Genomic DNA, 25,086 nt, shown 5'->3' with positions numbered 1-25,086 from the left:
GTTGGGGAGCAAGACACAAACGAAAAGGGCCGCTCCATCGCTGGAGCGGCCCTTCCTCGAAGGTCTTCGAGAAGCGCGTAAATTACGCGGCTTCGTCGAAATCTTCCTCGTTCATGACCGGACCCGAATCCTGGCCCTTCGCCGAGACGTCGCGATCGACGAACTCGATGATCGCCATCGGCGAGGCGTCCGACGCGCGGATGCCGGCCTTGATGATGCGGGTGTAGCCGCCGTTACGATCGGCATAGCGCGACGCCAGAACGTCGAACAGCTTCACCAGCTGCGCATCGTCGAGCAGACGGGCATGGGCCAGACGACGGTTCGAGAGACCGCCCTTCTTCGCCAGGGTCACCAGCTTTTCGACGTAAGGACGCAGTTCCTTCGCCTTGGCGACGGTGGTGGTGATCTGCTCGTGCTTGATGAGCGCGGCCGACATGTTGCGGAAAAGCGCGGTACGATGAGCCGAGGTACGCTGCAGCTTACGGCCGCCGACGCGATGACGCATGGGTAGTTCCTTCGTTCGTTAAGGGGCCGTGTCACGGAACCCCAGAGCCGGTGACCGTCAAGGCCGTCACCTTCGCCTGTCTTGTTGCCCTCCGGCTTTCACCGGGGAGCGGGTCAGCAAAGCTGCTGGAGAGCCGGACCGGATCACGGCATAGCCGCGATCCTGACGTCGAACGGGTCGCCCGTGGGCGACCCGCCGGCCGGGCTTGCGCCGTGTCGCGGATAGCGTCGCTATCCGCGTGCGGCTCAGCCCATGATCTCCTGTTCCAGCTTCTTGGCCATTTCCTCGATATTCTCGGGCGGCCAGCCGGGGATTTCCATGCCCAGGCGCAGACCCATGGACGACAGCACTTCCTTGATTTCGTTCAGCGACTTGCGGCCGAAATTCGGAGTGCGCAGCATCTCGGCTTCGGTCTTGCCGACCAGATCGCCGATATAGATGATGTTGTCGTTCTTGAGGCAGTTCGCCGAACGCACCGACAATTCCAACTCGTCGACCTTCTTGAGAAGGTAACGGTTGATCTGCTGCGCGTCGCTCTGCGGCTCGCCACCAGCGGCGGGGATCGCCGCCTGGCCCACGGGGGCCGCGCGGGTGAGCGCCGAGTCGTCGAAGTGCACGAACAGCGCCAGCTGGTCCTGGAGGATGCGCGCGGCATAGGCCACGGCGTCTTCCGGGGTGACGGTGCCGTCGGTCTCGATCGAGAGCGTCAGCTTGTCATAGTCCAGGTCCTGGCCGACGCGGGTCGGATCGACCTTGTACGACACCTGACGGACCGGCGAATAGAGCGCATCGACGGGGATCAGACCGATCGGCGCATCGGCCGGACGGTTCGACGCGGCGGGGACATAGCCCTTACCGATGTCGGCGGTCAGTTCCATGTTGAACGTCGCGCCTTCGTCGAGATGGCAGATCACCAGGTCCTTGTTCATGACCTCGATGTCGCCCGACACGGCGATGTCGCCGGCCTTGACGGTGGCGGGACCGGTCGCCGACAGCTGGAGACGCTTGGGGCCTTCGCCCTGCATGCGGATCGCGAGCTGCTTGACGTTCAGCACGATGTCGGTGACGTCTTCACGCACACCGGCGAGCGACGAGAACTCGTGCAGCACGTTCTCGATCTTGATCGAGGTCACCGCCGCGCCCTGGAGCGACGACAGGAGCACGCGGCGAAGCGCGTTGCCCAGCGTCAGGCCGAAGCCACGCTCCAGCGGTTCGGCAACGAACGTCGCCTTCCGCTTGCCATCGCCACCCTTTTTCTCGAGCGCGTTGGGCTTCTTCAGTTCCTGCCAGTTCTTTGCGTTGACAGACACGTGGTTCCCCTGAGTTGTGGGCCGGAACGGGGACGGTTCCAGCCATGGAGAGAGGCATGGCCGACTCGTCAGCCGGCCATGGGAAGCATCAGACGCGGCGACGCTTGGAAGGCCGCACGCCGTTGTGCGGGATCGAGGTGACGTCGCGGATCGAGGAGATCTGGAAACCGACCGCCTGCAGCGCGCGCAGCGCCGACTCGCGGCCCGAACCCGGACCCTTCACTTCGACTTCCAGGGTGCGGACGCCGTGCTCGGCGGCCTTCTTGCCCGCGTCTTCCGCTGCGACCTGCGCCGCATACGGGGTCGACTTGCGCGAGCCCTTGAAGCCCATCATGCCGGCCGACGACCACGAAATGGCGTTGCCCTGGGCATCGGTGATGGTGATCATGGTGTTGTTGAAGCTGGCGTTCACATGGGCGACGCCGGCGGTGATGTTCTTGCGCTCGCGACGGCGAATGCGCTGCGGTTCACGTGCCATTAGATGATAATCCTGACCTGATATCCTGATGCGGAGAGCGGCGGGCGGTCAGCCACAAGCCTGCCTCCGGCGGATTAATTCGTCCCCCGGACGAATTACTTCTTCTTGCCCGCGATCGGCTTCGCCTTGCCCTTGCGGGTGCGCGCGTTGGTGTGCGTGCGCTGGCCGCGGACCGGCAGGCCCTTGCGGTGACGCAGGCCGCGATAGCAGGCCAGGTCCATCAGGCGCTTGATGTTCATCGCGGTTTCGCGACGCAGATCGCCTTCCACCGTGTGATCGGCGTCGATGGTCTCACGGATCTGCAGCACTTCCTGGTCCGAAAGGTCCTGGACGCGACGATCAGCGGCGATGTTCAGCTTGGCAGTGATCTGCTTCGCCTTGGCCGGACCGATGCCGTGGATATAGGTCAGCGCGATCAATACGCGCTTGTTGGTCGGGAGGTTGACACCCGCAATACGTGCCATGAAACTTGTTCTCCTAGCTCCACGGAGCATGGCATGGCCGCACATGCTCCATCTCAACGCGATGGTTCCGCCACGCGGAATGGCGACGCACGTAACGCGCGCGTCGTTCAACCGGGGGTGTTGGAAGGACGGTCAGTTAGGCCCCGCGCAACATCCTGTCAAGCGATCGGTTCCACAAACTTCGCCGATTGCAGCCGCTTGAGCGTCAGCCAGCGGCGGAAGGACACGACCGCCCACACGATCTCGACGACGCCGAACGGCCAGGCGCCTTGGAGAAATCCATAGGCCGACCCCGCGACGCACCCCAGGCAGAAGCCCAGCGTCCACCAGTGCGACCCCGATTCCATCGCATAGCAGACCAGGGTGAAGGAAACGGCGAGCAGGCCGAACAGGGAAAGCGTGTCCATGCGCCGGGGTGTAAAGCGCTGAGGCAGCGGGGCAAGTCCGATCCTCCCCGACACGGGGAGGTGGCAGGCGCAGCCTGACGGAGGGGGCTTCCACACAGGACGCCCCTCGCCGCACGCCCCCTCCACCGGCTTCGCTGGTCCCCCTCCCCGTGCCGGGGAGGATTTATGGAATCACCAGCCGCGCGATCAGGCCGGGCGCATTGTCGGCCAGATCGAATCGTCCGCCGTGCAACCTTGCCACCGCCTCGATCAGCGCCATGCCCAGCCCGGCCCCCGGAGTCGTGCGGGCGGTGTCGAGTCGGCCGAAGCGCTTCAACGCCTGCGCACGGTCCGCCTCGGCGATGCCGGGGCCGTGATCCTCGACCTGAAAGATGATTCCCTCCGCCCCCTCGCGCAGCCGCAGCGTCACCTCACCGCCCGACGCGCCGTGCTTCAGGGCATTGTCGATCAGATTGGACAGCGCCTGGCTCATGAGTTCGCGGTGCAGCGGCAAGGGCGCAGGGCGCGCCTCCACGTCGATCAGGAAGCGCAATCCGGCCTCCTCGGCGACCGGGGCGTAGAGTTCGCCGATCTCCTCGACCAGTTCGACCGGCGAGGCCAAAGTAAAGCGGTCGCGCGTCACCGACTCGGACCGGCTGATCTCGATCACCATGGTCAGCATCCGCATGATGAGATCGGTTTCGACCAGCAAGCCGCCCAAAGCGGCCTCGCGCTGGGCCGGGTCGGCGATCAGCACCGCCTGCTCGGTCTTGGTGCGCAGGCGGGCGAGCGGCGAGCGCAGGTCGTGCGCCAGGCTGTCGGTGACGACTCGCAGCTCGGCCATCAACTGCTCGATCTTGCCGAGCATCGCATTCAGCCGCTCGGCCAGCCGGTCGAAGGCATCCCCTTCGTCATTCCCGTCGCGGACCAATCGCACGCGGCGGGTCAGGTCGCCCTCGCCCGCCGCATCGATCACCGCGACGATGGTATTGAGCCGCCCCGTGACATAGCGCGCGAGCACCAGCCCAGTGCCCACCCCCAGCATCAGCGACAGGAACACCGCCAGCGCCAGCGCGCGCTCGATCGCCACCTGCTGCGCCTCGATCAGGTCGAGCGGACGCCCGACCAGCAGCCAGTCATGGCCAATGGGATGGAGCGTATACCCCGCCTCCCGCGCGTTCCACACGCCGTCGCGGCCCAGCACAGCGATGCGGAACGGCGTGTCGGCCAGCGGCACGGCCAGATGGCGCGGCGCATAGCCCGCGATCCGGTGCCCCTGCGGATCGAAGATCGCCAGCACCAGCGACACGTCGCCCGGCTCGCGCGCTTCCTTGATCGCATCGGCGAGGGCCGGCAGCGCCCCGGTCCGCCATACGGCGCGCAGGGCATCGGCCTGTTCGACGATCTCGCGGTGAAGCGCCGCCACCGCATCCGCGCTGGTCTGTTTCCAGATGAAGCCGACCAGCGCCAGATTGGACACCAGCGCAAGGATGATCGACAGCAGCGCGATCCGCGCCGAGATCGTCAGCCGGGGCTTCACCCTTCGACGGCCAGCCTATAGCCCGCGCCGCGCACCGTATGCAGGATCGGGCTGCCGAACCCCTCTTCCAGCTTGCGACGCAGCCGCCCGATATGGACGTCGACCACGTTCGATCCCGGGTCGAAATGATAGTTCCAGATCTTCTCCAGCATCATCGTGCGGGTGACGACCTGGCCCGCATGACGCGCCAGGAACTCCAGGAGGTTGAACTCGCGCGCGCCGACCGGGATGATCTTGCCCGCCCGCGTCACGGTGCGCGCCAGCAGGTCGATCTCCAGATCGCCGACGCTCAGCTTGGTGCGGGTCGGCTCGGACGCGGCGCGGTCGGAGCGGCGGACCAGCGCCTCGATCCGCGCCGACAGCTCGGCGAAGGAGAAGGGCTTGCACAGATAATCGTCCGCGCCCGCCTTCAGCCCGTCGACCCGGTCGTCGACCGTGGCGAGCGCCGAGAGCACGAGCACCGGCGTCGAGATACCCGCGGCGCGGATCGCGCTGACCATCGCCAGCCCGTCCAGCCGCGGCAGCATCCGGTCGGCGATGATGAGGTCGAATATGCCCTCGCTCGCCAGGAACAGGCCATCGCGGCCGTCCCCGCATTGCTCGACGGCATAACCCGCCTCGGCCAGCCCCTTGGCGACATAGGCGGCGGTCGAGGCGTCATCTTCGACGATCAGGATTTTGCGGCTCATCGGCTCGTCTGCTCCGTCATTGGGCGACATTCATCATTGCGGCGGCATCGCGAGGTCGCTCGATCCCGGCTCACCGCTGCTGCCGCCAAGGAAAGACCGGCGGGAAGCGCTCTTCCCGCCGGCCGCGACGGCACCCCCGGGAGTGTCGGGTGCCGAGCTCTGCGAACTCCGTGGGGCAAAGGGCTACAGCCCGTCGGGATACCCCGGGGTGACCACAATGTGACAAATGCGTCATCCACCCCATCCGCGGTTCGGCCGGTCGCGTTCTGTAATTTCGATCACACAAAAAGCCGAATAAATTCTTATGCTTCCGTCCATTTTTAAGGTTCTGAAAACTCTTTTGGTTATGGTCCGCACATCATGATGGAAGCCCCCCTTACCATCCCCGCGCCGTTCGACGAGGAACGCCGCCTGGCCACGCTCCAGGCGCATGCGCTGCTCGACAGCGAGCCGGAAGCGGAGTTCGATGCGCTCGTCTCGCTGGCCGCCGAGATGCTCGGCTGCCCGGTGGCGGCGTTGACCCTGGCGGACCGGGACCGTTTCTGGGTCAAGTCGGCGATCGGCGACCTGCCCCGACAGATGCCGCGCAACGTCGCCTTTTGCGATCATACCATCCACTCAAGCGATGTGACGATCGTCCCCGACCTCAGCCGCGATCCGCGTTTCGCGGTCAATCCGTTCGTGACGGGCGAGGCGGGGACGCGTTTCTATGCGGGGATGCCGATCCGTGTGCCCGATCTGGACGGCGCGCCCCAGGCGATCGGCTCGCTCTGCGTCATGGACGCCACGCCGCGCTCGCTGAGCCCGGCGGGGGAACAGACGTTGCGCCATCTGGCGCGGCTGGCCGAGGCGCTGATCGCCGCCCGCGCCATCGCCCGACGTGCCAATGCGATGGCCGAACTCAGCGAGCGACAGGCCGCCGATCTGCGCGCCAAGGACCGTACCGTCCGCCAGGTCGAGCGGCTGGCGATGATCGGATCGTGGCGGATCACCCTGGCTGACGGTCAGGCCATGTGGTCCGAGGGGGTATACCGCATCCACGAACTGAACCCGGGCCAGCATTTCACGGTCGACCAGGGCCTGTCCTATTACCCGCCCGCCGCGCGCGAGGTGCTGCGCAATACCATCGCGCAGACGGTGCGGACCGGCGATCCGTTCGACATCGAGTTGGACTTCATCACCGCGCTGGGCCGCAAACGACGGGTCCGCGTGATGGGCGAGCGCGAGATGCTGGACGGCGAGCCGCACGGGCTGGTCGGCATGTTCCAGGACGTGACCGAGCGCCACGCGCTGGAAACCCAGCTGCGCCGCAATGCGGATACCGACGCGCTGACCCTGCTCGCCAACCGCGCCGCCTTCGACCGGACGCTGGAGGCGGCGATCGCGGAGTCCGTCGGCAAGGGCGAGCCGCTGGCGCTGGTCCTGATCGATCTGGACGGCTTCAAGCTGATCAACGACACGCTGGGCCACCCGGCGGGGGACGAGGTGCTGCGCATCGTCGGCCAACGCCTGCGCTCCGACTGGCTGGACGGCAGCTTCGTCGCGCGACTGGGCGGCGACGAGTTCGGACTGATCGTCCGCGACCCTGCGCTGCTGACCGATATCGACGCCCTGCGCGTGCGGATCGAGGCGTTGCTGACCATCACGATCACCATCGACAAGCTGACCATGAGTTGTGCGGGCACGGTCGCGGTGACGCTGCGCCCCGAGGATTGCCGGACCAACCGCGATTTCATGCACCATGCCGATAGCCGCCTCTATGGCGCCAAGCGCGACCGGGTGGGCGAACGCCGACGCGGCGATCGGCGACGGGCGGGTTAGGTCAAATCGGAACGCGTCTTGTTTTATCCTCCCCTCTCCCCTCTGCGAGGGGCGAGGGAAGTACATGTCTTCAAATGTCGATCCGCCCTGGACCGCGTAGCACTGGCCCCTTCCCTCGCCACCGTGCCGCCCCATATAGCGGACCCATGTCTTCGCGCGTCCGCGTCCTTGTCCTGAACTCCGCGCTCGGCCCTCTCGACTATCGTGTGCCGCACGGGATGACGGTCGAGCCGGGGTCGATCGTCGTCGCGCCGCTCGGGCCCCGCCAATTGCTCGGCGTGGTGTGGGAGCCGGAGCGGATGCCCTCCGACGCCGAGGTCGGCGACAATCGCCTGCGCCCGCTGCTGGGCGTGGCCGATGCGCCGCCCCTGCCCGATGCGCTGCGGCGGCTGATCGAATGGACGGCGGACTATTATCTCGCGCCGCCCGCTGCCGTCGTGCGCATGGCCCTTTCGTCCACCTCGGCGCTGGAAGGCGCGCGGACCGTCACCGAATATCGCGTCACCGGCCATGTCCCCGACCGCCTGACCCCGCAGCGGGCGCAGGCGCTGGAGCGGATCGGCGACCGCCAGGGTCTGATCCGCGAGTTGGCGACGATGGCCGATGTCTCCGACGCGGTCATCCGAGGGCTGGTGAAGAACGGCGCGATCGAAGGCGTCGAGGTCGATATCGACAGCCCCTTTCCCCTCCCCGACCCCGACCATCACCGCCCCGCCCTGTCTGAGGACCAGCGCACGGCGGCGGACATTTTGGTCGCGGGCGTCACCGCGCATAGTTTCCAGCCGGTGCTGCTCGACGGCGTGACCGGATCGGGCAAGACCGAGGTGTATTTCGAGGCGGTGGCGCAGGCGATTGCCGAGGGGCGGCAGGTGCTGGTCCTGCTTCCCGAGATCGCACTGACCGAGCCGTTCCTCAAGCGGTTCCACGACCGCTTCGGCTGCGAGCCGGTGGCGTGGCATTCGGGCCTGCGCTCGTCGCAGCGACGCCGCGCCTGGCGGGCCATCGCCAGCGGCCAGGGGCTGGTGACGGTCGGCGCGCGCTCGGCCTTGTTCCTGCCCTATCGCAATCTTGGGCTCATCGTCGTCGACGAGGCGCATGAAACCAGCTTCAAGCAGGAAGACGGCGTTCATTACCACGCCCGTGACGTCGCGGTGATGCGCGGCAAGTTCGAGCCCTGCCCCGTCATCCTCGCCTCCGCCACCCCCGCGATCGAGACGCGGCAACAAGTCGCGCTAGGCCGCTATACCGAGGTCAAGCTGCCCGGCCGCTTCGGCCCCGCGCAGATGCCGACGATCGAGGCGATCGATCTGATCCAGAACCCGCCCGAGCGCGGCCGCTGGATCGCGCCCAAGCTGGTCGCGGCGATGAAGGATGTGCTGGAGAAGCGCGAACAGTCGCTGCTCTATCTTAACCGGCGCGGCTATGCCCCGCTGACCTTGTGCCGGACCTGTGGGCATCGGTTTCAATGCCCCAACTGTACTGCCTGGATGGTCGAACACCGGCTGGTCCGGCGGCTGGCCTGCCATCATTGCGGCCATGTCCTGCCCACGCCGCGCGCCTGCCCCGAATGCGACGGCGAGGATACGCTGGTTGCCTGCGGCCCCGGCGTCGAGCGGATCGCCGACGAGGCGACGGCGCTGTTTCCGGAAGCGAAGATCGCGGTCGTCACCTCCGACACCATCTGGTCCCCCGCCAAGGCGGCCGAGTTCGTCGGGCGGATGGAGGCGGGCGATATCGATATCGTCGTCGGCACGCAGCTGATCACCAAGGGCTATCACTTCCCCAACCTGACCTTGGTCGGCGTGATCGACGCCGACCTGGGTCTGGACGGCGGCGACCTGCGCGCGGCGGAACGGACCTTCCAGCAGATCCGGCAGGTGTCGGGGCGTGCCGGGCGGGGGGCCAAGCCGGGGCATGTCTTCATCCAGACGCACAGCCCCAAGGCGCAAGTGATGCAGGCGCTGGTGACGGGCGATGCGGAGGCCTTCTATACGGCCGAGACCGAGGCCCGGCGCGATGCGGATGCGCCACCCTTCGGCCGCTATGCCGCGATCATCGTGTCCTCGGAGGATCAGGGGGCGGCCCAATCGGCGGCCAATATGATCGCGCGCGCGGCCCCCAAGGTGGACGGGATGCATGTCTTCGGCCCCGCGCCTGCGCCGTTGGCGATGCTACGCGGGCGGCATCGGTTTCGGCTGCTGGTCCATGCCCGGCGGGCGCTGGCAGTGCAGGATGTGATTCGCGAATGGCTGGGCGAGCTGGAATGGTCGGCCAAGGTGCGGGTCGCGGTGGATGTGGATCCGTACAGCTTTTTGTAAGCGCGCCGATCGCCCCAAACACGCCCCTCCCGCAAGCGGGAGGGGATGGGGGAGGGAAAGGCCGCGGGCGGGCCCTCCCCAAACCCCTCCCGCAAGCGGGAGGGGCTTACCGCATGGGGACGGGTTTTCCCTTGGCCTTCGACTTCGCTCAGGCTGAACGGATGTTGCTGTAAGACCCTGTTCCCCTCGCCCCGTTCAGCCTGAGCGAAGTCGAAGGCCACGCCCCGCCCTCACCCCAAAGAAAAACGGCCGCGACTTCCGCCGCGACCGTCTCAAAACCCGGTGAAAAGGCGAAAAAGCCTTACCCCGCATGCTCCGCCAGAACGGTCAGGCCCTTCGGCCCCACCTCGGCGAAGCCACCACGGATCTGGATCGATTCCGGCTCGCCCTTTTCGGTGCGGTAAACCTGGATCGCGCCGTCGCGAACGGTCGACATGAAAGGCGCATGGCCCTCCAGCACGCCGAAATCGCCCTCGGTGCCGGGGACGACCACCATATGCACCTCCTCCGAGCGGAGGAGCTTTTCGGGGGTCACGAGTTCGAAGTGCAGCATGTCAGGGTCTCGTTTCAATCGCGCGGTCGAACGCGGTAATGGCCGCGTCGAACTTGTCCCGGCAACCAGGATTGCAGAAGCCGACCGCCGCGCCGCGATAGACCGTCAACCCGTCGTCGCTGATCGGCTTACCCGACCAGGGACAGACATCGTTGACCGCGTCCTCGCGGCGCGGCGCGGACATCAGGCTTCCTGCGCCAGCTTCTCGGCCTTGGCGACGGCTTCGTCGATGCCGCCGACCATGTAGAAGGCCGCTTCCGGCAGATGGTCATACTCGCCGTCGACCACCGCCTTGAACGAACGGATCGTGTCTTCGATCTGGACGAACTTGCCCGAGATGCCGGTGAAGACTTCCGCGACGTGGAAGGGCTGCGACAGGAAGCGCTGGATCTTGCGGGCGCGCTGGACGGTCAGCTTATCCTCTTCGGACAGCTCGTCCATGCCCAGGATCGCGATGATGTCCTGCAGCGCCTTGTAGCGCTGGAGCAGCGACTGGACCGCACGGGCCGTCTCATAATGCTCCTGGCCGACGATGCGCGGCTCGAGCACGCGGCTGGTCGAGTCGAGCGGGTCGACGGCCGGGTAGATGCCCAGCTCCGAGATGGCGCGGTTGAGCACCGTCGTCGCGTCGAGGTGGGCGAACGAGGTGGCCGGCGCCGGATCGGTCAAGTCGTCGGCGGGCACGTACACCGCCTGCACCGAGGTGATCGAACCCTTGTTGGTCGAGGTGATGCGCTCCTGCAGCGCACCCATGTCGGTCGACAGGGTCGGCTGATAGCCCACGGCCGACGGAATACGGCCCAGCAGCGCCGACACTTCCGCACCCGCCTGGGTGAAGCGGAAGATGTTGTCGACGAAGAACAGCACGTCCTGGCCTTCCTGGTCGCGGAAATATTCCGCGATGGTCAGACCCGACAGCGCGACGCGAGCGCGGGCGCCCGGCGGCTCGTTCATCTGGCCGTACACCAGCGCGACCTTCGAGCCCTCGCTGATCGCATTGCCCTCGGCGTCCTTGGCGATCACGCCCGCGTCGAGGAATTCGTGATACAGGTCGTTGCCCTCGCGGGTTCGCTCACCGACGCCCGCGAACACCGAGGTGCCGCCATGGCCCTTGGCGATGTTGTTGATCAGTTCCTGAATCAGAACCGTCTTGCCGACGCCCGCGCCGCCGAACAGGCCGATCTTGCCGCCCTTGGCGTAGGGGGCGAGAAGGTCGATGACCTTGATGCCGGTGACCAGAATCGCGCTCTCGGTCGACTGCTCGATGAACTCGGGCGCCTTTGCGTGGATCGGCGCGCGCAGGTCGGTGGCGACCGGACCACGCTCGTCGATCGGCTCGCCGACGACGTTCAGGATGCGGCCGAGCGTCGCCGGGCCGACGGGCACGCGGATCTGCGCGCCGGTGTCGGTCACGGTCTGGCCGCGGGTCAGACCCTCGGTCGTGTCCATCGCGATCGTGCGGACGGTGTTCTCGCCCAGATGCTGCGCGACTTCGAGCACCAGACGGGTGCCGTTATTGTCCGTCTCCAGCGCCGACAGAATCGCGGGCAGGTGATCGGGGAAGTGAACGTCGACGACCGCGCCGATGACCTGGGCGATCGTGCCGACATTGTTGGTGGCCGTGGTCGGCCGGATGTCCTCAGCGGCGGTTGCCATCATTGCTTCCTTGGTTCGGTAGAGCCCGAAATCGCTTCGGGGCGGGCTTCGGGGCGGGTAAAGGTTACGACCAGACGGCGGCCACCGTCGATCTTGTCACGGGTAACACGGTAATCGGCGCCGGTCAGGTGGCCGGTGGTGGCGCTTTCATTCTGGATCGCGGCCGTGACCGCATCCTTGCCGTCCAGACCCAGCTGATCCATCGGCTTGGTCACCCAGCGGATGAACTGCGTCTTGGCGAACGGGCTGGTCTCGAGATTGACGAGGTCGAGCGAGAAGCGGACTTCGTTCAGCCGCGCTGCGTCGCCCTCGACGATCAGATTGCCCATATTGACCGGCGACACCGACGGATCGGCCATCGGGGTGGCTTGGGCGATCGCACGGTGCACACCCTTGACGGGCGCGTAACCGCTCATGCGAAAGCCCATCCGGTCGAGCAGGCTGACCGTCTCGGGCGCATGGCCGAACACGGTCGCCCAGCCGCCCGTCACGAACGGCGTCGGCGAAGCCTTGGGCGCGTCCTTCGGCTGGTCGGACGCCTGGCCGCATCCGGCCAGAGCGACCGTCAGGCCCAGAAGGAGCGCAAGACGCATCAGAGCGCCTCGGCGCCCGAGATGATTTCGACCAGCTCGGTGGTGATCGCGGCCTGACGGGTCCGGTTATACTGGATCGACAGACGGCGGATCATGTCGCCCGCGTTGCGCGTGGCATTGTCCATCGCGTTCATCTGCGAACCGTAGAAACCGGCCTGGTTTTCCAGCAGCGCGCGGAAGATCTGCACCGCGACGTTGCGCGGCAGCAGCGCGTCGAGGATATCTTCCTCGCTCGGCTCGAACTCGGCGACCGCCTCGACCGACGTCTCACCCTTGCTGGGCGCGGGCATCGGCACGGGGATCAACTGCTGCGAGACGGGGTCCTGCACCAGCGCCGAGACGAACTTCGAGTAGAACAGATGCGCCACGTCGAACTCGCCGCGCTCGAACCGCGCGATCAGATCGTCGGCGATGACGCGCGCGTCGTCGAACTCGGGCGCCTTGATCGCGCTCATGTCGTGATCGGCGAGGATCGCGTTCGGGAAGAAGCGCTTCAGCACGCGCCCCTTCTTGCCCGCGAGGTAGAACTTCACCGTCTTGCCCTGCGCGGTCAGCTCTTCGGCCTTGCGGCGCGCGGCGCGGACGATGTTCGTGTTGAACGCACCCGCCAGACCACGCTCCGAGGTGGCGACGACCAGCAGCTGGACATCGTCCTTGCCGGTGCCCGCCAGCAGCGGCGACGCACCGACGCCACCGACGCGTGCGGCCATACCGGCCATCACCGCTTCGAGACGCTCGGCATAGGGACGGCCGTTCTGCGCCGCGTCCTGCGCCCGGCGCAGCTTGGCGGCGGCGACCATCTTCATCGCCTTGGTGATCTTCTGGGTCGACTTGACCGAGTTGATCCGGATCTTGAGGGCCTTGAGGGACGCCATCTTAGTCCTTCTTCTCCCTCCCCACGGGGGAGAGGGCCGGGGTGAGGGGCTGCCACGGATGAGACGGCCTGTCTGGCGCCCCTCACCCAACCCTCCCCCCGGAGGGGAGAGGGCTTACATGCCGTCTTACGCGAAGATCTTCGCGAACTGGTCGAGCGCGGCCTTGAGCTTGCCCTTGGCCTCGTCGCCCAAATCCTTGGTGTCGCGGATCATCGCCAGCACATCGGCGTGATCGTTGCGCAGATAGGCGAGCATCGCCGCTTCGTAGCGGACGACCTGCGCCACCGGCACGTTGTCGATATAGCCGTTGGTGCCCGCGAAGATCGACGCGGTCTGCTCCTCGAAGGGCAGCGGCGAGAACTGCGGCTGCTTGAGCAGCTCGGTCAGGCGTGCACCGCGGTTCAGCAGCTTCTGCGTCGAGGCGTCGAGGTCCGAGCCGAACTGCGCGAAGGCGGCCATTTCGCGATACTGGGCCAGCTCCAGCTTGATCGAGCCCGACACCTTCTTCATCGCCTTGGTCTGCGCGGCCGAGCCGACGCGGCTGACCGACAGACCGACGTTGATCGCCGGGCGGATGCCCGCGAAGAACAGGTCGGTTTCGAGGAAGATCTGGCCGTCGGTGATCGAGATCACGTTGGTCGGGATATAGGCCGACACGTCGCCCGCCTGGGTCTCGATGATCGGCAGCGCGGTCAGCGAACCGGCGCCGTTGGCGTCGTTCATCTTGGCCGCACGCTCGAGCAGACGGCTGTGCAGATAGAAGACGTCGCCAGGATACGCTTCACGGCCCGGCGGACGGCGCAGCAGCAGCGACATCTGGCGGTACGCGACGGCCTGCTTCGACAGATCGTCGAACACGATCAGCGCGTGCATCGCGTTGTCGCGGAAATACTCGCCCATCGCGGTGCCGGTGTACGGCGCGAGGAACTGGAGCGGAGCGGGCTCCGACGCGGTCGCGGCAACGACGATGGAATATTCCATCGCGCCATTCTCTTCGAGCGTCTTGACCAGCTGCGCCACGGTCGAGCGCTTCTGACCCACGGCGACGTAGATGCAGTAGAGCTTCTTCGACTCGTCGGTGCCGGCGTTGACCGTCTTCTGGTTGATGAAGGCGTCGATCGCGACGGCCGACTTGCCGGTCTGGCGGTCGCCGATGATCAGCTCGCGCTGGCCACGGCCGACGGGAACGAGCGCGTCGATCGCCTTCAGGCCGGTCTGGACCGGCTCATGCACGCCCTTGCGCGGGATGATGCCCGGTGCCTTCACCTCGACGCGGCGACGCTCGGTCGCCTCGATCGGGCCCTTGCCGTCGATCGGGTTGCCCAGACCGTCCACGACGCGGCCCAGCAGGCCACGGCCGACCGGCACGTCGACGATGGTGCCGGTGCGCTTGACGGTGTCGCCTTCCTTGATCTCGGCGTCCGAGCCGAAGATCACGACGCCGACATTGTCGGCTTCGAGGTTGAGGGCCATGCCCTGCACGCCATTGGCGAACTCGACCATCTCGCCCGCCTGGACATTGTCGAGGCCGTAGATGCGCGCGATGCCGTCACCGACGCTCAGCACCTGGCCGGTCTCGCTGACCTGGGCCTCGGTGCCGAAATTGGCGATCTGGTCCTTGATGACCTTGGAGATTTCTGCGGCGCGGATATCCATGGGAACGTCAGCCTTTCATCGCGCTGGCGAGCGCATTCAAACGGGTGCGGATCGAGCTATCGATCATCTGGGAACCGATGCGGACGACAAGCCCGCCGAGCAGGTCGGGATCGACCGACAGGTCGACCGACACCTCGCGGCCGACGCGGGTGCGCAGCTGCTGCTTCAGCTCGGCGACCTGTCCTTCCGTCAGCGGGTGGGCGCTCGTCACTTCGGCCGCGACCTCGCCGCGATGGCGGCTGGCCAGCTGGCGGAAGGCACGGATGATCTGCGGCAGCGCCGAGAGGCGCCGATTCTCGGCGAGGACGCCGAGGAAATTCTTGGTCACCCCGTCGAGGCCCAGCGTATCGGCGACCGCCAGGATCGCCTTGACGGCGGCCCCGCGCGCCACGACCGGGCTCTTGGTCAGTGCGACCAGATCCTTATCGGCGGCCAGCGCATCGCGAAGGGTCACGAGGCTCGCCTCGATCGTGTCGATCGAACGGCCCTGTTCAGCCGTTTCGAACAGCGCGAGCGCATAACGTCCACCCAGGCTCGCCTGGATGCCGCCTGTGCCGCTTATAGTACCGCCGGACATCTCCACGGATGCGAATTCCTCGAACAACGAACGGGTTGGCCCCATGGGGAACGGGGCGCGAAAAACGCGCCTCCGATGGGTTGGCGGGCGGTTAGCATCGGGAACCTTTGGATGCAAGCTGCGTGGCACATGTTATGACAGGTTGGTGACGCAAGCGTGAGAGCTTTGGCCGCAAGCCGTGGGATGAAAGCCACAATGGATTTTGCCACAATCGTCCGGCCATGACCGACACCCCGCCCGCTGCGGCCCGCGACGCCATCGACGAAGACGCCGCCTGGGCCGCCTTCGCCGCGCGGGACCGGTCCTCTGACGGGCGGTTCGTCGTCGCGGTGAAGACGACCGGTATCTACTGCCGCCCGAGTTGTGCGGCACGGCGCCCCCGACGCGAACATGTCCGGTTCCTGGACAATCCACAGGCCGCGCGTGCGGAAGGGTTCCGCGCGTGCCTGCGCTGCCTGCCCGATACGGTGGCGCGCGACCGGCAGGCGGTAGCGGCGGCGATCGCCCTGATCGAGGCGGCCGATGCCCCGCCGTCGCTGGAAACGCTGGCGGCCCAGGTCGGCTATGCCCCGCATCATTTCCACCGGCTGTTCAAGCGCGCGACCGGGGTGACGCCTGCCGCTTATGCCAGGGCGCGTCGCTCCGCCCGCGCCGCACAGGCGCTGGCCGCCGAACCCAGCATCACCGCCGCACTGTACGAGGCGGGCTATGCCGCCCCCAGCCGCTTCTATGCGGACAGCGACCAGCGGCTGGGCATGGCGCCGGGACAATGGCGGCGTGGCGGCGAAGGCGTGAGCGTCGGTTGGACCATCGCGCCTTCGCCGATGGGGCCGCTGCTGGTCGCGACGACCGACCGGGGCATCGCCCGGATCGCCTTCGAGGAGGACGAACAGGCGCTGGTCCGCTCGCTGCCCGCCGCCGATATCCGCCCGGCGGACGAACCCCGACGCGACCAGATCACCCGGATCGTCACCGCGACCGACATTCCCGACCCGCAGCTTGCCGAACCCGCGCGGCGTACCGCCTTTATCGAGGCGGTGTCGCGGGCGCTGCTGGGGGCATGACCGACCGGGAGTTCGTACGTCATCTACGCCCCGACTTGGCCTGGGTTAGCTGGGCTTGGCGCGCGCCCCTCGTCCGTTCAATGCGAACGAAGGGCCATCAAAGAGCTTCGATCCGCGTGAACCCCCGCGCCGCCAGCCCGGGCGCCAGCGCATGTTCCCGGTCGCCGAGCCGCGTGAACACCGCCACGCCCTCGCCCGCCGAGGCGGGCCAGTCCTGTCCCTCTGTCAGGAACGCGATTCGCCGTGCGATGCCAGGCCCGCCGTCGACGAAACGCATCGGTCGAGGGGCCGCCGCCGCCAGTTCGGCCTCGACCAGCGGGAAATGGGTGCAGGCATTGACGATGACGTCGATGGCGTCGCCGCCCTCTTGCCCGAACAACCCGCCCAGCACCGCCGCAAAGGCTCGGGAGGAAAGGGCCTCGCCACGCAGCTTCGCCTCGGCCAATTCCACCAGTTCGGCCGAGCCATGCCGGACCACCCGACAATCGCCGGCAAAGCGCGCCGCCAGATCGTCGACATAGGCCTGCCGCACCGTCGCGCGCGTGCCCAGCACGCCGATGGTGCGCGTCTCGCTCATCGCCGCCGCCGGTTTGATCGCAGGCACCGTGCCGACTACCGGCAGGTCCAGCGCCGCGCGCACGGCGGGCAGTGCAATGGTCGAGGCCGTGTTGCACGCGATAACGATCAGGCGCGGCCGATACCGCTCCGCCAGCCGCCCGAGCAGCGCGGGCACCCGGCCCGCAATCTCCGCCTCGGTTTTCTCGCCATAAGGAAAGCCCGCACTATCGGCGACATAGACGAAGGGCGCGGTCGGCAAGGCGGCGCGTGCAGGCCCCGCGATCGACAGCCCGCCCACACCGGAATCGAAGAACAGGATGGGACGCGCATCGCTCATCCCCGCCTCATAAGCGCCGTGCGCGTCCGAAACCAGAGCCGCGCCGGATTGGACAGGCCAGCACGCATGTTCTATGTCTGTCCCGGAGCACAGGGGAAGACTATTGCCGACCGAAATCATCTGGGGGCCGCCGACCTGGGCCTTGCTGATCGGCTATCTGCTGGGGTCGATTCCGTTCGGCATCATCCTGACCCGCGCCGCTGGGGCGGGTGATCTGCGCAGCATCGGGTCGGGTAATATCGGCGCGACCAATGTGCTGCGCACCGGCCGCAAGGGACTCGCCGCCGCGACGCTGATCCTCGACATGCTGAAGGGGGTGGCCGCCGTATTGCTCGTCCGACACTGGCTGCCCGGTGAGGAAGTGCTGGCGGCGGCGGCCGCATTCGTCGGGCATTGCTACCCCATCTGGCTGAAGTTTCGCGGGGGCAAGGGTGTCGCGACGTTGATGGGGGTCGTCACCGCGCTCTACTGGCCGCTGGGTGTCGTCTATGCGGTCGTCTGGCTGGGCCTGCTCGCCACCATCCGTATCTCGGCCGTGGCGGGGATGACGGCGGCGGTCAGCGCACCGCTGGCGGCGGCGGTGATGGGCCGCTTCGATCTGGTGCTGCTGCTGATCGCACTCGCGCTGATCGTCGTCTGGAAGCATGGCTCGAATATCGAGCGTCTGCTGGCCGGGACCGAACCCCGTATCGGCAAGAAGCGTGACTGACGCCCGGTTCGCGCAGCTTCGGCTGTTGCGGACGCATGGCATCGGACCCGTCACCTGGCGACAATTGATGGCCCGATTCGGCGAGGCGCAGGCCGCGCTCGACGCCCTGCCCCATCTTGCCCGGCGCGGCGGCGGAGAAGCACCCAGGGCCGCCGACCCGGCGGGGATCGCGCGCGAGATCGAGGCGGTCGCACGGCTCGGCGCGCGTCATGTCCTGCTGGGTGAGCCCGATTACCCCGCGCTGCTCGCCGAACTCGACACCGCCCCGCCCGCATTGATCATACGCGGCGACATGGGCCTGGCGCAGCGCGGCGGCGTGGCGCTGGTCGGTGCGCGCAACGCCTCGGCCGCATCGTGCCGCTTCGCACGCGGGCTGGCGCAGGACCTCGCGGCGCAGCGCGTGCCCGTCACCTCCGGACTGGCGCGCGGGATCGATACGGCGGCGCATATCGGCGCGCTCGAGGGCGGCACGATCGGCGTCATCGCCAGCGGCATCGACATCGCCTTCCCGCCCGAAAACGCCCGGTTGCAGGAGGAGGTCGCCACGCGCGGCCTGCTGATCGCCGAGCAACCGCCGGGCACGCAGCCGCTCGCTCGCCATTTCCCCTCGCGCAACCGGATCATCGCAGGGCTCGCGCAAGGCACGGTGGTGGTCGAGGCCGCGCCGCGCTCCGGCTCGCTGATCACCGCACGGCTGGCGGGTGAGGCGGGGCGCGAGGTCATGGCGGTGCCCGGCCACCCCGCCGATCCGCGCGCGCAAGGCTGCAACATGCTGATCCGCGAGGGCGCGACGCTGATCCAGTCGGCGGGGGATATCCTGGAACAGATTCGCCCCATCGACGCCCGCATGGTCCGCGCGCCCGAGAGTCGCTACGCGCCGCCGCCGCCGCAAGAGGCGAGCGATGGCGACCGGCAGCGGGTGAGCGATCTGCTCGGCCCGGTCGCGGTGACGGTCGACGAACTCATCCGCCAGAGCGGACGCCCCTCCGCCATCGTCCAGACGATCCTGCTGGAACTGGAACTGGCCGGACGGCTGGAGCGCCATGCGGGCGGGCGGGTGGCGCTGACATGATTCAGACCGAACGCCTGACCCTGCGCCCCTATGAGGTCGCGGACTACGACGACTATGCCGCGATGGTTGCCGATCCGGTGGTGGTCCGCCACGCCGGTGCGCCGATGACCGGCGAGGAAGCGTGGATGCGATTGCTGCGCTTCATCGGCTATTGGTCGGTGTTCGGCCACGGAATGTTCGCCGTACTGGATCGGACGACCGGGCAATATATCGGCGAGACTGGATTCATGGATTTCCGGCGAGAGGTCGCGCCCAGGCTGGACAGTATGCCGGAGGCCGCCTGGGTCTTCACCAGCGCCGCCCATGGCAAGGGCTATGCCTATGAGGCGGCGGCCGCCGCGCATCGCTGGATGGACGAGCATCATGCACCGCCCGCGACCCAGTGCATGATCTCACCCGCCAACCAGCAATCCATCCGGCTGGCGGAGAAGCTGGGTTATGTCCTGCACGACCGACCGCATTATCGGGGGGAGGCCATGCGCTTCATACGAGAGGTCTGAGCGTGGCCTTCGACTCCGCTCGGGCCGAACGGATGGCCGAACGGATGGAAGTATCTGCGGCCTTATATTCCCAAAACTCCGTTCAACCTGAGCGAAGTCGAAGGCCACGCCCCATTACAAGCCCCCGTCCCAACCCCAGCCGAACCCGCCCTCAACCCCGCTTGACCTCCCCCCGCCCCCTCCCCATCCTCGCGTACACACGTAAGGGACGTAGTTTTACCACTCATGCAGCTTGTCATCGTCGAATCGCCTGCCAAGGCGAAGACCATCGAGAAATATCTGGGTTCGGACTACCGCGTCCTGGCGAGCTATGGTCACGTCCGCGACCTGCCGCCCAAGGACGGCTCGGTCGACCCCGACCAGAATTTTTCGATGGAGTGGGAGAATTACGCGGACAAGGCGCGCCAACTGAAGGCGATCGCCGACGAGGCCAAGAAGGCCGACCGCCTGATCCTGGCCACCGACCCTGATCGCGAGGGCGAGGCGATTTCCTGGCACGTGCAGGAGGTTCTGAAGAACCGCAAGGCGCTGCCCGACAAGGTCGAGCGGGTGACGTTCAACGCGATCACCAAGCCCGCCATCCTGCACGCGATGCAGAATCCGCGCGAGCTGGATACCGACCTCATCGACGCCTATCGCGCGCGCCGGGCGCTCGACTATCTGGTCGGCTTCACTTTGTCGCCGGTGCTATGGCGCAAGCTGCCCGGCGCCAAGTCGGCGGGCCGCGTCCAGTCGGTGGCGCTGCGCCTGATCGTCGGGCGCGAGCGCGAGATCGAGGCGTTCCGGCCGCAGGAATATTGGTCGGTGACGGCCGATATGGAACAGGACGGCACGCCCTTCGTCGCGCGCCTCGTCCAGTGGGAGGGCAAGAAGCTCGACCGCCTGTCGATCGGCAACGAGGGCGACGCGACCCGCGCCAAGGCCGATGTCGAGGCGGGCCGTTTCCAGGTCCAGTCGGTCGAGACCAAGCCCGCGACGCGGAACCCGCCGCCGCCCTTCACCACCTCCACGCTGCAACAGGAGGCCGCGCGCAAGCTGGGCTTCTCGGCCGATCATACCATGCGGATCGCGCAGCAGCTCTATGAGGACGGTGCGATCACCTACATGCGTACCGATGGCGTCCAGATGGACGGATCGGCCATCTCGGCGGCGCGCAAGGCCGTGGCCGAGCGCTATGACGGGTCTTACGTCCCCGACAAGCCGCGCATGTACCAGTCCAAGGCAAAGAACGCGCAGGAAGCGCATGAGGCGATCCGCCCTACCGATTTCAGCCGCGACCGCGCGGGTTCTGGCGATCATGGCCGCCTCTACGACCTGATCTGGAAGCGCGCGCTGGCGAGCCAGATGGCGTCGGCACGGATGGAGCGCACCACCATCGACATGGCCGACGGCACCGGCCGCCATACCTTACGCGCCACCGGCCAGGTCGTGCTCTTCCCCGGCTATCTGGCGCTGTATGAGGAAGGCCAGGACGACAGCCAGGACGAGGAAGCCCGCCGCCTCCCCCGCCTGCGCGAGGGCGATGCGCCTGCGAAGAAGGAAGTGAAGGCCGAGCAGCACTTCACCCAGCCGCCGCCGCGCTTCTCCGAAGCCTCGCTGGTCAAGCGGATGGAGGAACTCGGCATCGGGCGTCCGTCCACCTATGCCTCGATCATCAAGACGCTGAAGGACCGGGCCTATGTCCGCGTCGAGAAGAACCGCTTCTTCGCCGAGGAGAGCGGACGACTGGTGACGGCGTTCCTGGAGCGCTTCTTCGAGAAATATGTCGGCTATGACTATACCGCCGAGCTGGAAGAGGAGCTGGACGACGTGTCTGGCGGCCGTGCCCAGTGGCAGGCGGTGCTCGACGCCTTCTGGCGCGATTTCAAGCCACGCACTTCGGAAGTGATGGAGCAGCAGCCCTCGGCGATTACCGCCGAACTGGATCAGTTCCTGGCACCCTATTTGTTCCCTGAGAAGGCGGACGGGTCGGACCCGCGCCTCTGCCCCAATTGCGGCGAAGGCAAACTGGCGCTGCGTGGCGGTCGATTCGGCGCGTTCATCGCCTGCTCCAACTATCCGGAGTGCAAATATACCCGCCGATTCGCCCAGGGCGGCGAAGGGGCTGGCGAGGACACCGGGCCGGAAACGCTCGGCCAGGACCCCGAAACCGGCCTTCCGGTCGAGCGCAAGTCGGGGCGGTTCGGCCCCTATATCCAGCTGGGCGAAGGCAAGGACGCCAAGCGCGCTTCCATCCCCAAGGATGTCGATCTCGATCTGGAATGGGCATTGAAGCTGCTCAGCCTGCCGCGCACCATCGGCAACCACCCGGAAACGGGCGAGCCGATCACCGCGTCGATCGGGCGCTACGGCCCCTATCTGGCGCATAGCGGCAAATATGCGCGCCTTACCTCCACCGCCGATGTGTTCGAGACGGGCATGAACGCCGCCGTGGTCAAGCTGGCCGAAGCGGCGGCGGGCGGCGGACGTGCCGCGCGGGGCACCGCGTCGCGCGAGCCGCTCAAGGTGCTCGGCAAGCATCCGCGCACCGAGGCGGAGATCAAACTGATGGAAGGGCGCTACGGCCCTTACGTCACGGACGGCGAGACGAATGCGACCATCCCCAAGACGGTCGACAAGGACCAGCTGACGCTGGAAGAAGCCGCGCAACTGATCGACGCGCGCGCGGCGGCCGCTCCGGCACGCAAGAAACCCGCGAAGAAGGCGGCGGCGAAAAAGGCGCCTGCCAAGGCCAAGGCAACGGCCGACAAGAAGACCGCCGAGAAGAAGGCACCCGCCAAAAAGGCACCTGCCAAGAAAGCCCCGGCAAAGAAGACGAGCGAAGCCTGAGTCGAATATGATCCCGTGAGCTGATCCCGACCCGCCCCGTTCGGGCGGATCAGCGCGCGGCGGTCCGCCGGTTCCAGGCCGCGTCTATCCGGCGCTTTTCACCAACCCTGGTGGCGGTTGACATATCAAGGGCAGTCTCAACGCCCGATATATGTCGCGCCTCAGGAGTTCGTCTGCTCCACCAACGGCAAGAGCTTGGCGAAACCTCGACGAAAGAGCAGCGCGACGGCCAATCCGATGATTCCGGCCAGAGACCGGCCACGGGAGCTATTGGCCACCATCCAGCGCGGCAAGCCAGCATAGCGTTCGAGCATGATCGTTACGGACAGGCTGACGGCTATCGTGACCACAAGGTGAACGGCGAGACGCCAAAAGCTGACGGTCACCTTGCCATCGCTCACGCCTTGTTCCGTCATTATCCCACACATCCCGTCATCACGACCACCAATGGCCATGCTGCGTTAGCGTGGTGTCAGGCCGCGCGCATCTGTGGCATGTTGCCGTACAGGAAAGCACGCGCCTGGCGCTGAGCCTCGGCGATCTCGCGCGCGGTCATGTCGCCCGCCACTTCGGCGCGGGCGATCTGCGCCGGCAGGAAGCCCGCGACCGCGGCCAGGTTGAACCATTTGTGCGCCTCGACCAGGTCCAGGCGCTTGCCCCCCGAGCCGGTCGAATAGGCGACCCCCAGGTCGTACATCGTCGCACCATCGTCGGTCGCCACCTGATCGGCGAACCGGCTTTCCATCAGGAATTGTGCGGATTTGCTGCTATTGGCCATATCCTGCCCCTCTGTTCGGACCCCCTCTGCGTCCGACACTGGGTGTATGGCCATAACGGTCACAAATTGGTTAACTCATGACAGGTCGGTGACGGCGATATTATCGATCAGTCTGGTCGATCCCATACGGGCAGCGGCCACCAGACGGCGCGGGCGCTCTACGGTGCAATCGAGTGAAAGTGTTATCGCGTCGACCAGCTCGACATAATCCACTTCGAACCCGGCGGCGGTCAGGGTCGCGCGGGCATCGCCCAAAACGGTCGCTGCGTCCTCGCCCCGCCCGATGGCCCGGGCCGCGACACCCAGCGCGCGCGGCAGCGCAACCGCCTTGGCTCGCTGTTCCTCGTCGAGATAGATGTTGCGCGACGAGAGCGCGAGGCCGTCATCGTCGCGCTGGGTCGGCACGCCGACCACGTCGATGGGGAAGTCGAGGTCGGCGACCATGCGGCGGATCACCGCCAGCTGCTGGAAATCCTTCTCGCCGAAATAGGCCGCGTCGGGGCCGACCTGGTTGAACAGCTTGGCGACGACCGTCGCGACCCCGTCGAAATGGCCCGGGCGCGATGCACCCTCCAGCCCTTCGCTGACGCCGTCGACGCGGATCGAGGTCGCATGGCCCTCGGGATACATCACCTCGACGCCGGGCATCCACAACAGGTCGCAGCCCGCCTCGGTCAGCATGCGGATGTCGGACTGTTCGCGCCGGGGATAACGGCCCAGATCCTCGCCCGCGCCGAACTGCTTGGGGTTCACGAAGATCGACGCCACGACCTTGGTGCCCGGCCGCTTCGCCGCTTCGACGAGCGCGATATGCCCGGCGTGGAGCGCGCCCATGGTCGGCACCAGCGCCACGCGCGCGCCCTCGGCACGCAACGCGGCGAGTGCCTCTACCAAGGCTTCGCGATCCCGAATGACTTGCACTGATTTTACCCCTCGTTCCCCACGCCGAGGGCTTCTATGTAGGGTGGCAACGGGGATCAATAAGGAAGCGACGAGTTGCCGGAACGGCTATCTTCAACGCACGTGATTGTCTTTGCCAATGAAAAAGGTGGCACAGGCAAATCGACGACGGCGGTTCATGTGGCGATCGCGCTGGCCGCCAAGGGCGCACGCGTAGCGTGCCTCGATCTGGATCATCGCCAGCGGACGGTGGGCCGCTATCTCGACAATCGGGCCGAAACGATCAAGCGCACCGGGCACAAGCTGCCCATGCCGGCCCATGCGACTCATACCAGCCAGACCGAGGAAGGGTTCGAGGAACTCTGGTTCGGTCTGTCGCAGGATGCCGATTTCCTGATCGTCGACACACCGGGGCGCGACGATCATTTCGCGCGGACGGCGGCGGCCCTGTCCAACACGCTGGTCACGCCGATGAACGACAGTTTCGTCGACTTCGACCTGATCGGACAGGTCGACCCGGAGACGTTCCAGGTCACGCGTCCCAGCTTCTATTCGGAGCTGATCTGGGATGCGCGCAAGCAGCGGGCGCGCGCCGACGGCACCACCATCGACTGGGTCGTGCTGCGCAACAGATTGCAGCATATCGAGGCGCGCAACATGCGCCGCGTGTCGGATGCGCTGACCGACCTGTCGCGCCGCGTCGGCTTTCGCGTGATCCCCGGCTTGGGCGAGCGCGTCATCTATCGTGAGATGTTCCCCAACGGCCTGACCATGATCGATGCCAAGGAATTCGGCGCAATGGGCCTGGGCCATGTCGCCGCGCGTCAGGAACTGCGCGAGATGATGGCCGCGCTGCAACTGCCCGAAGGCGGAGCGGACGCTGGAGCCAAAGAGGCAGACGCCGCCGCATGATGGGGG

The 25,086-nt window shown here is 66.8% G+C and carries 26 protein-coding genes; 8 read left to right on the top strand and 18 right to left on the bottom strand.

From position 1 onward, the window contains the following. Positions 1 to 82: 82 nt before the first annotated feature. The 7 genes from rplQ to GGQ89_RS02200 all read right to left on the bottom strand — a co-directional run bounded on the left by rplQ (position 83) and on the right by GGQ89_RS02200 (position 5,372). Positions 83 to 505, bottom strand: a complete 423-nt coding sequence (rplQ, locus tag GGQ89_RS02230; RefSeq protein ID WP_056430546.1) for a 50S ribosomal protein L17 — start codon at positions 503 to 505, stop codon at positions 83 to 85. Positions 506 to 750: 245 nt separating this feature from the next. Beyond that, positions 751 to 1,815, bottom strand: a complete 1,065-nt coding sequence (locus GGQ89_RS02225) for a DNA-directed RNA polymerase subunit alpha (protein WP_056430549.1) — start codon at positions 1,813 to 1,815, stop codon at positions 751 to 753. 88 nt (positions 1,816 to 1,903) lie between these two features. After that, positions 1,904 to 2,293, bottom strand: coding sequence for a 30S ribosomal protein S11 (gene rpsK / locus GGQ89_RS02220; RefSeq protein ID WP_042486392.1), 390 nt, complete (start codon positions 2,291 to 2,293; stop codon positions 1,904 to 1,906). Positions 2,294 to 2,388: 95 nt separating this feature from the next. Beyond that, positions 2,389 to 2,757: a 30S ribosomal protein S13 gene (gene rpsM / locus GGQ89_RS02215; protein WP_042486395.1), complete on the bottom strand. Its 369-nt coding sequence runs from the start codon at positions 2,755 to 2,757 to the stop codon at positions 2,389 to 2,391. Positions 2,758 to 2,915: 158 nt separating this feature from the next. Beyond that, positions 2,916 to 3,164 (bottom strand): hypothetical protein, encoded by a 249-nt coding sequence (locus tag GGQ89_RS02210; protein ID WP_056430553.1) that lies wholly within the window; start codon positions 3,162 to 3,164, stop codon positions 2,916 to 2,918. 163 nt (positions 3,165 to 3,327) lie between these two features. Further along, positions 3,328 to 4,683 (bottom strand): sensor histidine kinase, encoded by a 1,356-nt coding sequence (locus tag GGQ89_RS02205; protein WP_056430556.1) that lies wholly within the window; start codon positions 4,681 to 4,683, stop codon positions 3,328 to 3,330. Next, the gene (locus GGQ89_RS02200; protein WP_056431327.1) at positions 4,680 to 5,372 is read right to left on the bottom strand and encodes a response regulator transcription factor; all 693 of its coding nucleotides are present in this window, start codon (positions 5,370 to 5,372) and stop codon (positions 4,680 to 4,682) included. The genes GGQ89_RS02205 and GGQ89_RS02200 overlap by 4 nt, the downstream gene beginning before the upstream one ends. Positions 5,373 to 5,732: 360 nt before the next feature. Here GGQ89_RS02200 and GGQ89_RS02195 point away from each other — a divergent pair, with 360 nt between their 5' ends. Both GGQ89_RS02195 and GGQ89_RS02190 read left to right on the top strand, forming a co-directional pair. Continuing rightward, positions 5,733 to 7,193, top strand: a complete 1,461-nt coding sequence (locus GGQ89_RS02195; RefSeq protein WP_184103728.1) for a sensor domain-containing diguanylate cyclase — start codon at positions 5,733 to 5,735, stop codon at positions 7,191 to 7,193. 146 nt (positions 7,194 to 7,339) lie between these two features. Further along, positions 7,340 to 9,511, top strand: coding sequence for a primosomal protein N' (locus GGQ89_RS02190; protein WP_184103720.1), 2,172 nt, complete (start codon positions 7,340 to 7,342; stop codon positions 9,509 to 9,511). Positions 9,512 to 9,812: 301 nt separating this feature from the next. Here the strand turns inward: GGQ89_RS02190 and GGQ89_RS02185 are convergent, their stop codons facing one another. From GGQ89_RS02185 to GGQ89_RS02155, 7 genes are all read right to left on the bottom strand, one after another. After that, on the bottom strand, positions 9,813 to 10,064 hold the full coding sequence (locus GGQ89_RS02185) for an ATP synthase F1 subunit epsilon (RefSeq protein WP_056430567.1): 252 nt from the start codon (positions 10,062 to 10,064) through the stop codon (positions 9,813 to 9,815). Position 10,065: 1 nt separating this feature from the next. Next, positions 10,066 to 10,248, bottom strand: coding sequence for an eL24 family ribosomal protein (locus GGQ89_RS02180; RefSeq protein WP_184103712.1), 183 nt, complete (start codon positions 10,246 to 10,248; stop codon positions 10,066 to 10,068). Beyond that, complete coding sequence (gene atpD / locus GGQ89_RS02175; protein ID WP_056431330.1) at positions 10,248 to 11,720, bottom strand: F0F1 ATP synthase subunit beta; 1,473 nt, start codon at positions 11,718 to 11,720, stop codon at positions 10,248 to 10,250. Before atpD ends, GGQ89_RS02180 begins: the two co-directional genes overlap by 1 nt. Further along, complete coding sequence (locus GGQ89_RS02170; RefSeq protein WP_184103711.1) at positions 11,720 to 12,313, bottom strand: hypothetical protein; 594 nt, start codon at positions 12,311 to 12,313, stop codon at positions 11,720 to 11,722. The genes atpD and GGQ89_RS02170 overlap by 1 nt, the downstream gene beginning before the upstream one ends. Beyond that, positions 12,313 to 13,188 carry a F0F1 ATP synthase subunit gamma gene (locus GGQ89_RS02165; protein WP_184103709.1) on the bottom strand — a complete coding sequence of 292 codons (876 nt, stop codon included), beginning with the start codon at positions 13,186 to 13,188 and terminating at the stop codon, positions 12,313 to 12,315. Before GGQ89_RS02165 ends, GGQ89_RS02170 begins: the two co-directional genes overlap by 1 nt. 126 nt (positions 13,189 to 13,314) lie before the next feature. After that, the gene (atpA, locus tag GGQ89_RS02160; RefSeq protein WP_056430575.1) at positions 13,315 to 14,844 is read right to left on the bottom strand and encodes a F0F1 ATP synthase subunit alpha; all 1,530 of its coding nucleotides are present in this window, start codon (positions 14,842 to 14,844) and stop codon (positions 13,315 to 13,317) included. A gap of 7 nt (positions 14,845 to 14,851) precedes the next feature. Further along, the gene (locus GGQ89_RS02155; RefSeq protein ID WP_058734780.1) at positions 14,852 to 15,421 is read right to left on the bottom strand and encodes a F0F1 ATP synthase subunit delta; all 570 of its coding nucleotides are present in this window, start codon (positions 15,419 to 15,421) and stop codon (positions 14,852 to 14,854) included. A 221-nt stretch (positions 15,422 to 15,642) separates the two neighbouring features. Between GGQ89_RS02155 and GGQ89_RS02150 the strand changes: the two genes are divergently transcribed. Continuing rightward, a complete protein-coding gene (locus tag GGQ89_RS02150; RefSeq protein WP_184103707.1) occupies positions 15,643 to 16,485 on the top strand; it encodes an Ada metal-binding domain-containing protein in 843 nt (280 codons plus the stop codon). Between the two features lie 97 nt (positions 16,486 to 16,582). Here the strand turns inward: GGQ89_RS02150 and murI are convergent, their stop codons facing one another. After that, the gene (gene murI / locus GGQ89_RS02145; protein ID WP_184103705.1) at positions 16,583 to 17,380 is read right to left on the bottom strand and encodes a glutamate racemase; all 798 of its coding nucleotides are present in this window, start codon (positions 17,378 to 17,380) and stop codon (positions 16,583 to 16,585) included. 103 nt (positions 17,381 to 17,483) lie between these two features. On the opposite strand from murI, the gene plsY reads away from it, so the two are divergent. The 4 genes from plsY (at position 17,484) to topA (ending at position 22,490) form a co-directional block, all read left to right on the top strand. Continuing rightward, positions 17,484 to 18,089: a glycerol-3-phosphate 1-O-acyltransferase PlsY gene (plsY, locus tag GGQ89_RS02140; protein ID WP_184103703.1), complete on the top strand. Its 606-nt coding sequence runs from the start codon at positions 17,484 to 17,486 to the stop codon at positions 18,087 to 18,089. Next, the gene (gene dprA / locus GGQ89_RS02135; RefSeq protein WP_184103700.1) at positions 18,082 to 19,161 is read left to right on the top strand and encodes a DNA-processing protein DprA; all 1,080 of its coding nucleotides are present in this window, start codon (positions 18,082 to 18,084) and stop codon (positions 19,159 to 19,161) included. Before plsY ends, dprA begins: the two co-directional genes overlap by 8 nt. Beyond that, positions 19,158 to 19,661: a GNAT family N-acetyltransferase gene (locus GGQ89_RS02130; RefSeq protein ID WP_184103697.1), complete on the top strand. Its 504-nt coding sequence runs from the start codon at positions 19,158 to 19,160 to the stop codon at positions 19,659 to 19,661. Before dprA ends, GGQ89_RS02130 begins: the two co-directional genes overlap by 4 nt. 225 nt (positions 19,662 to 19,886) lie before the next feature. Beyond that, positions 19,887 to 22,490, top strand: coding sequence for a type I DNA topoisomerase (gene topA / locus GGQ89_RS02125; protein ID WP_184103694.1), 2,604 nt, complete (start codon positions 19,887 to 19,889; stop codon positions 22,488 to 22,490). Between the two features lie 161 nt (positions 22,491 to 22,651). Here topA and GGQ89_RS02120 read toward each other — a convergent pair whose 3' ends face one another. The 3 genes from GGQ89_RS02120 to panC all read right to left on the bottom strand — a co-directional run bounded on the left by GGQ89_RS02120 (position 22,652) and on the right by panC (position 24,189). Then, complete coding sequence (locus GGQ89_RS02120) at positions 22,652 to 22,906, bottom strand: hypothetical protein (protein ID WP_221238811.1); 255 nt, start codon at positions 22,904 to 22,906, stop codon at positions 22,652 to 22,654. 56 nt (positions 22,907 to 22,962) lie between these two features. Continuing rightward, entirely contained in the window at positions 22,963 to 23,268 is a 306-nt protein-coding gene (locus GGQ89_RS02115; RefSeq protein ID WP_056430602.1) for a hypothetical protein, read from the bottom strand. Positions 23,269 to 23,343: 75 nt separating this feature from the next. Continuing rightward, the gene (panC, locus tag GGQ89_RS02110; protein WP_184103688.1) at positions 23,344 to 24,189 is read right to left on the bottom strand and encodes a pantoate--beta-alanine ligase; all 846 of its coding nucleotides are present in this window, start codon (positions 24,187 to 24,189) and stop codon (positions 23,344 to 23,346) included. A 75-nt stretch (positions 24,190 to 24,264) separates the two neighbouring features. On the opposite strand from panC, the gene GGQ89_RS02105 reads away from it, so the two are divergent. After that, positions 24,265 to 25,080, top strand: a complete 816-nt coding sequence (locus tag GGQ89_RS02105) for a division plane positioning ATPase MipZ (RefSeq protein ID WP_184103685.1) — start codon at positions 24,265 to 24,267, stop codon at positions 25,078 to 25,080. The last annotated feature ends 6 nt before the right edge of the window (positions 25,081 to 25,086 follow it).

Origin of the sequence: Sphingomonas yabuuchiae (assembly GCF_014199595.1) — a bacterium.
GTDB lineage: Bacteria > Pseudomonadota > Alphaproteobacteria > Sphingomonadales > Sphingomonadaceae > Sphingomonas > Sphingomonas yabuuchiae.
This window is presented reverse-complemented; position numbering and strand designations above follow the sequence as displayed.

Excerpts from the sequence above, each read along its gene's own strand:
- rplQ (WP_056430546.1), bottom strand. The coding sequence starts at position 505 with ATGCGTCATCGCGTCGGCGGCCGTAAGCTGCAGCGTACCTCGGCTCAT.
- rpsK (WP_042486392.1), bottom strand. The coding sequence starts at position 2,293 with ATGGCACGTGAACCGCAGCGCATTCGCCGTCGCGAGCGCAAGAACATC.
- rpsM (WP_042486395.1), bottom strand. The coding sequence starts at position 2,757 with ATGGCACGTATTGCGGGTGTCAACCTCCCGACCAACAAGCGCGTATTG.
- GGQ89_RS02210 (WP_056430553.1), bottom strand. The coding sequence starts at position 3,164 with ATGGACACGCTTTCCCTGTTCGGCCTGCTCGCCGTTTCCTTCACCCTG.
- GGQ89_RS02200 (WP_056431327.1), bottom strand. The coding sequence starts at position 5,372 with ATGAGCCGCAAAATCCTGATCGTCGAAGATGACGCCTCGACCGCCGCC.
- GGQ89_RS02195 (WP_184103728.1), top strand. The coding sequence starts at position 5,733 with ATGATGGAAGCCCCCCTTACCATCCCCGCGCCGTTCGACGAGGAACGC.
- GGQ89_RS02190 (WP_184103720.1), top strand. The coding sequence starts at position 7,340 with ATGTCTTCGCGCGTCCGCGTCCTTGTCCTGAACTCCGCGCTCGGCCCT.
- GGQ89_RS02185 (WP_056430567.1), bottom strand. The coding sequence starts at position 10,064 with ATGCTGCACTTCGAACTCGTGACCCCCGAAAAGCTCCTCCGCTCGGAG.
- GGQ89_RS02180 (WP_184103712.1), bottom strand. The coding sequence starts at position 10,248 with ATGTCCGCGCCGCGCCGCGAGGACGCGGTCAACGATGTCTGTCCCTGG.
- atpD (WP_056431330.1), bottom strand. The coding sequence starts at position 11,720 with ATGGCAACCGCCGCTGAGGACATCCGGCCGACCACGGCCACCAACAAT.
- GGQ89_RS02170 (WP_184103711.1), bottom strand. The coding sequence starts at position 12,313 with ATGCGTCTTGCGCTCCTTCTGGGCCTGACGGTCGCTCTGGCCGGATGC.
- GGQ89_RS02165 (WP_184103709.1), bottom strand. The coding sequence starts at position 13,188 with ATGGCGTCCCTCAAGGCCCTCAAGATCCGGATCAACTCGGTCAAGTCG.
- atpA (WP_056430575.1), bottom strand. The coding sequence starts at position 14,844 with ATGGATATCCGCGCCGCAGAAATCTCCAAGGTCATCAAGGACCAGATC.
- GGQ89_RS02155 (WP_058734780.1), bottom strand. The coding sequence starts at position 15,421 with ATGTCCGGCGGTACTATAAGCGGCACAGGCGGCATCCAGGCGAGCCTG.
- GGQ89_RS02150 (WP_184103707.1), top strand. The coding sequence starts at position 15,643 with ATGACCGACACCCCGCCCGCTGCGGCCCGCGACGCCATCGACGAAGAC.
- murI (WP_184103705.1), bottom strand. The coding sequence starts at position 17,380 with ATGAGCGATGCGCGTCCCATCCTGTTCTTCGATTCCGGTGTGGGCGGG.
- GGQ89_RS02130 (WP_184103697.1), top strand. The coding sequence starts at position 19,158 with ATGATTCAGACCGAACGCCTGACCCTGCGCCCCTATGAGGTCGCGGAC.
- topA (WP_184103694.1), top strand. The coding sequence starts at position 19,887 with ATGCAGCTTGTCATCGTCGAATCGCCTGCCAAGGCGAAGACCATCGAG.
- GGQ89_RS02120 (WP_221238811.1), bottom strand. The coding sequence starts at position 22,906 with ATGACGGAACAAGGCGTGAGCGATGGCAAGGTGACCGTCAGCTTTTGG.
- GGQ89_RS02115 (WP_056430602.1), bottom strand. The coding sequence starts at position 23,268 with ATGGCCAATAGCAGCAAATCCGCACAATTCCTGATGGAAAGCCGGTTC.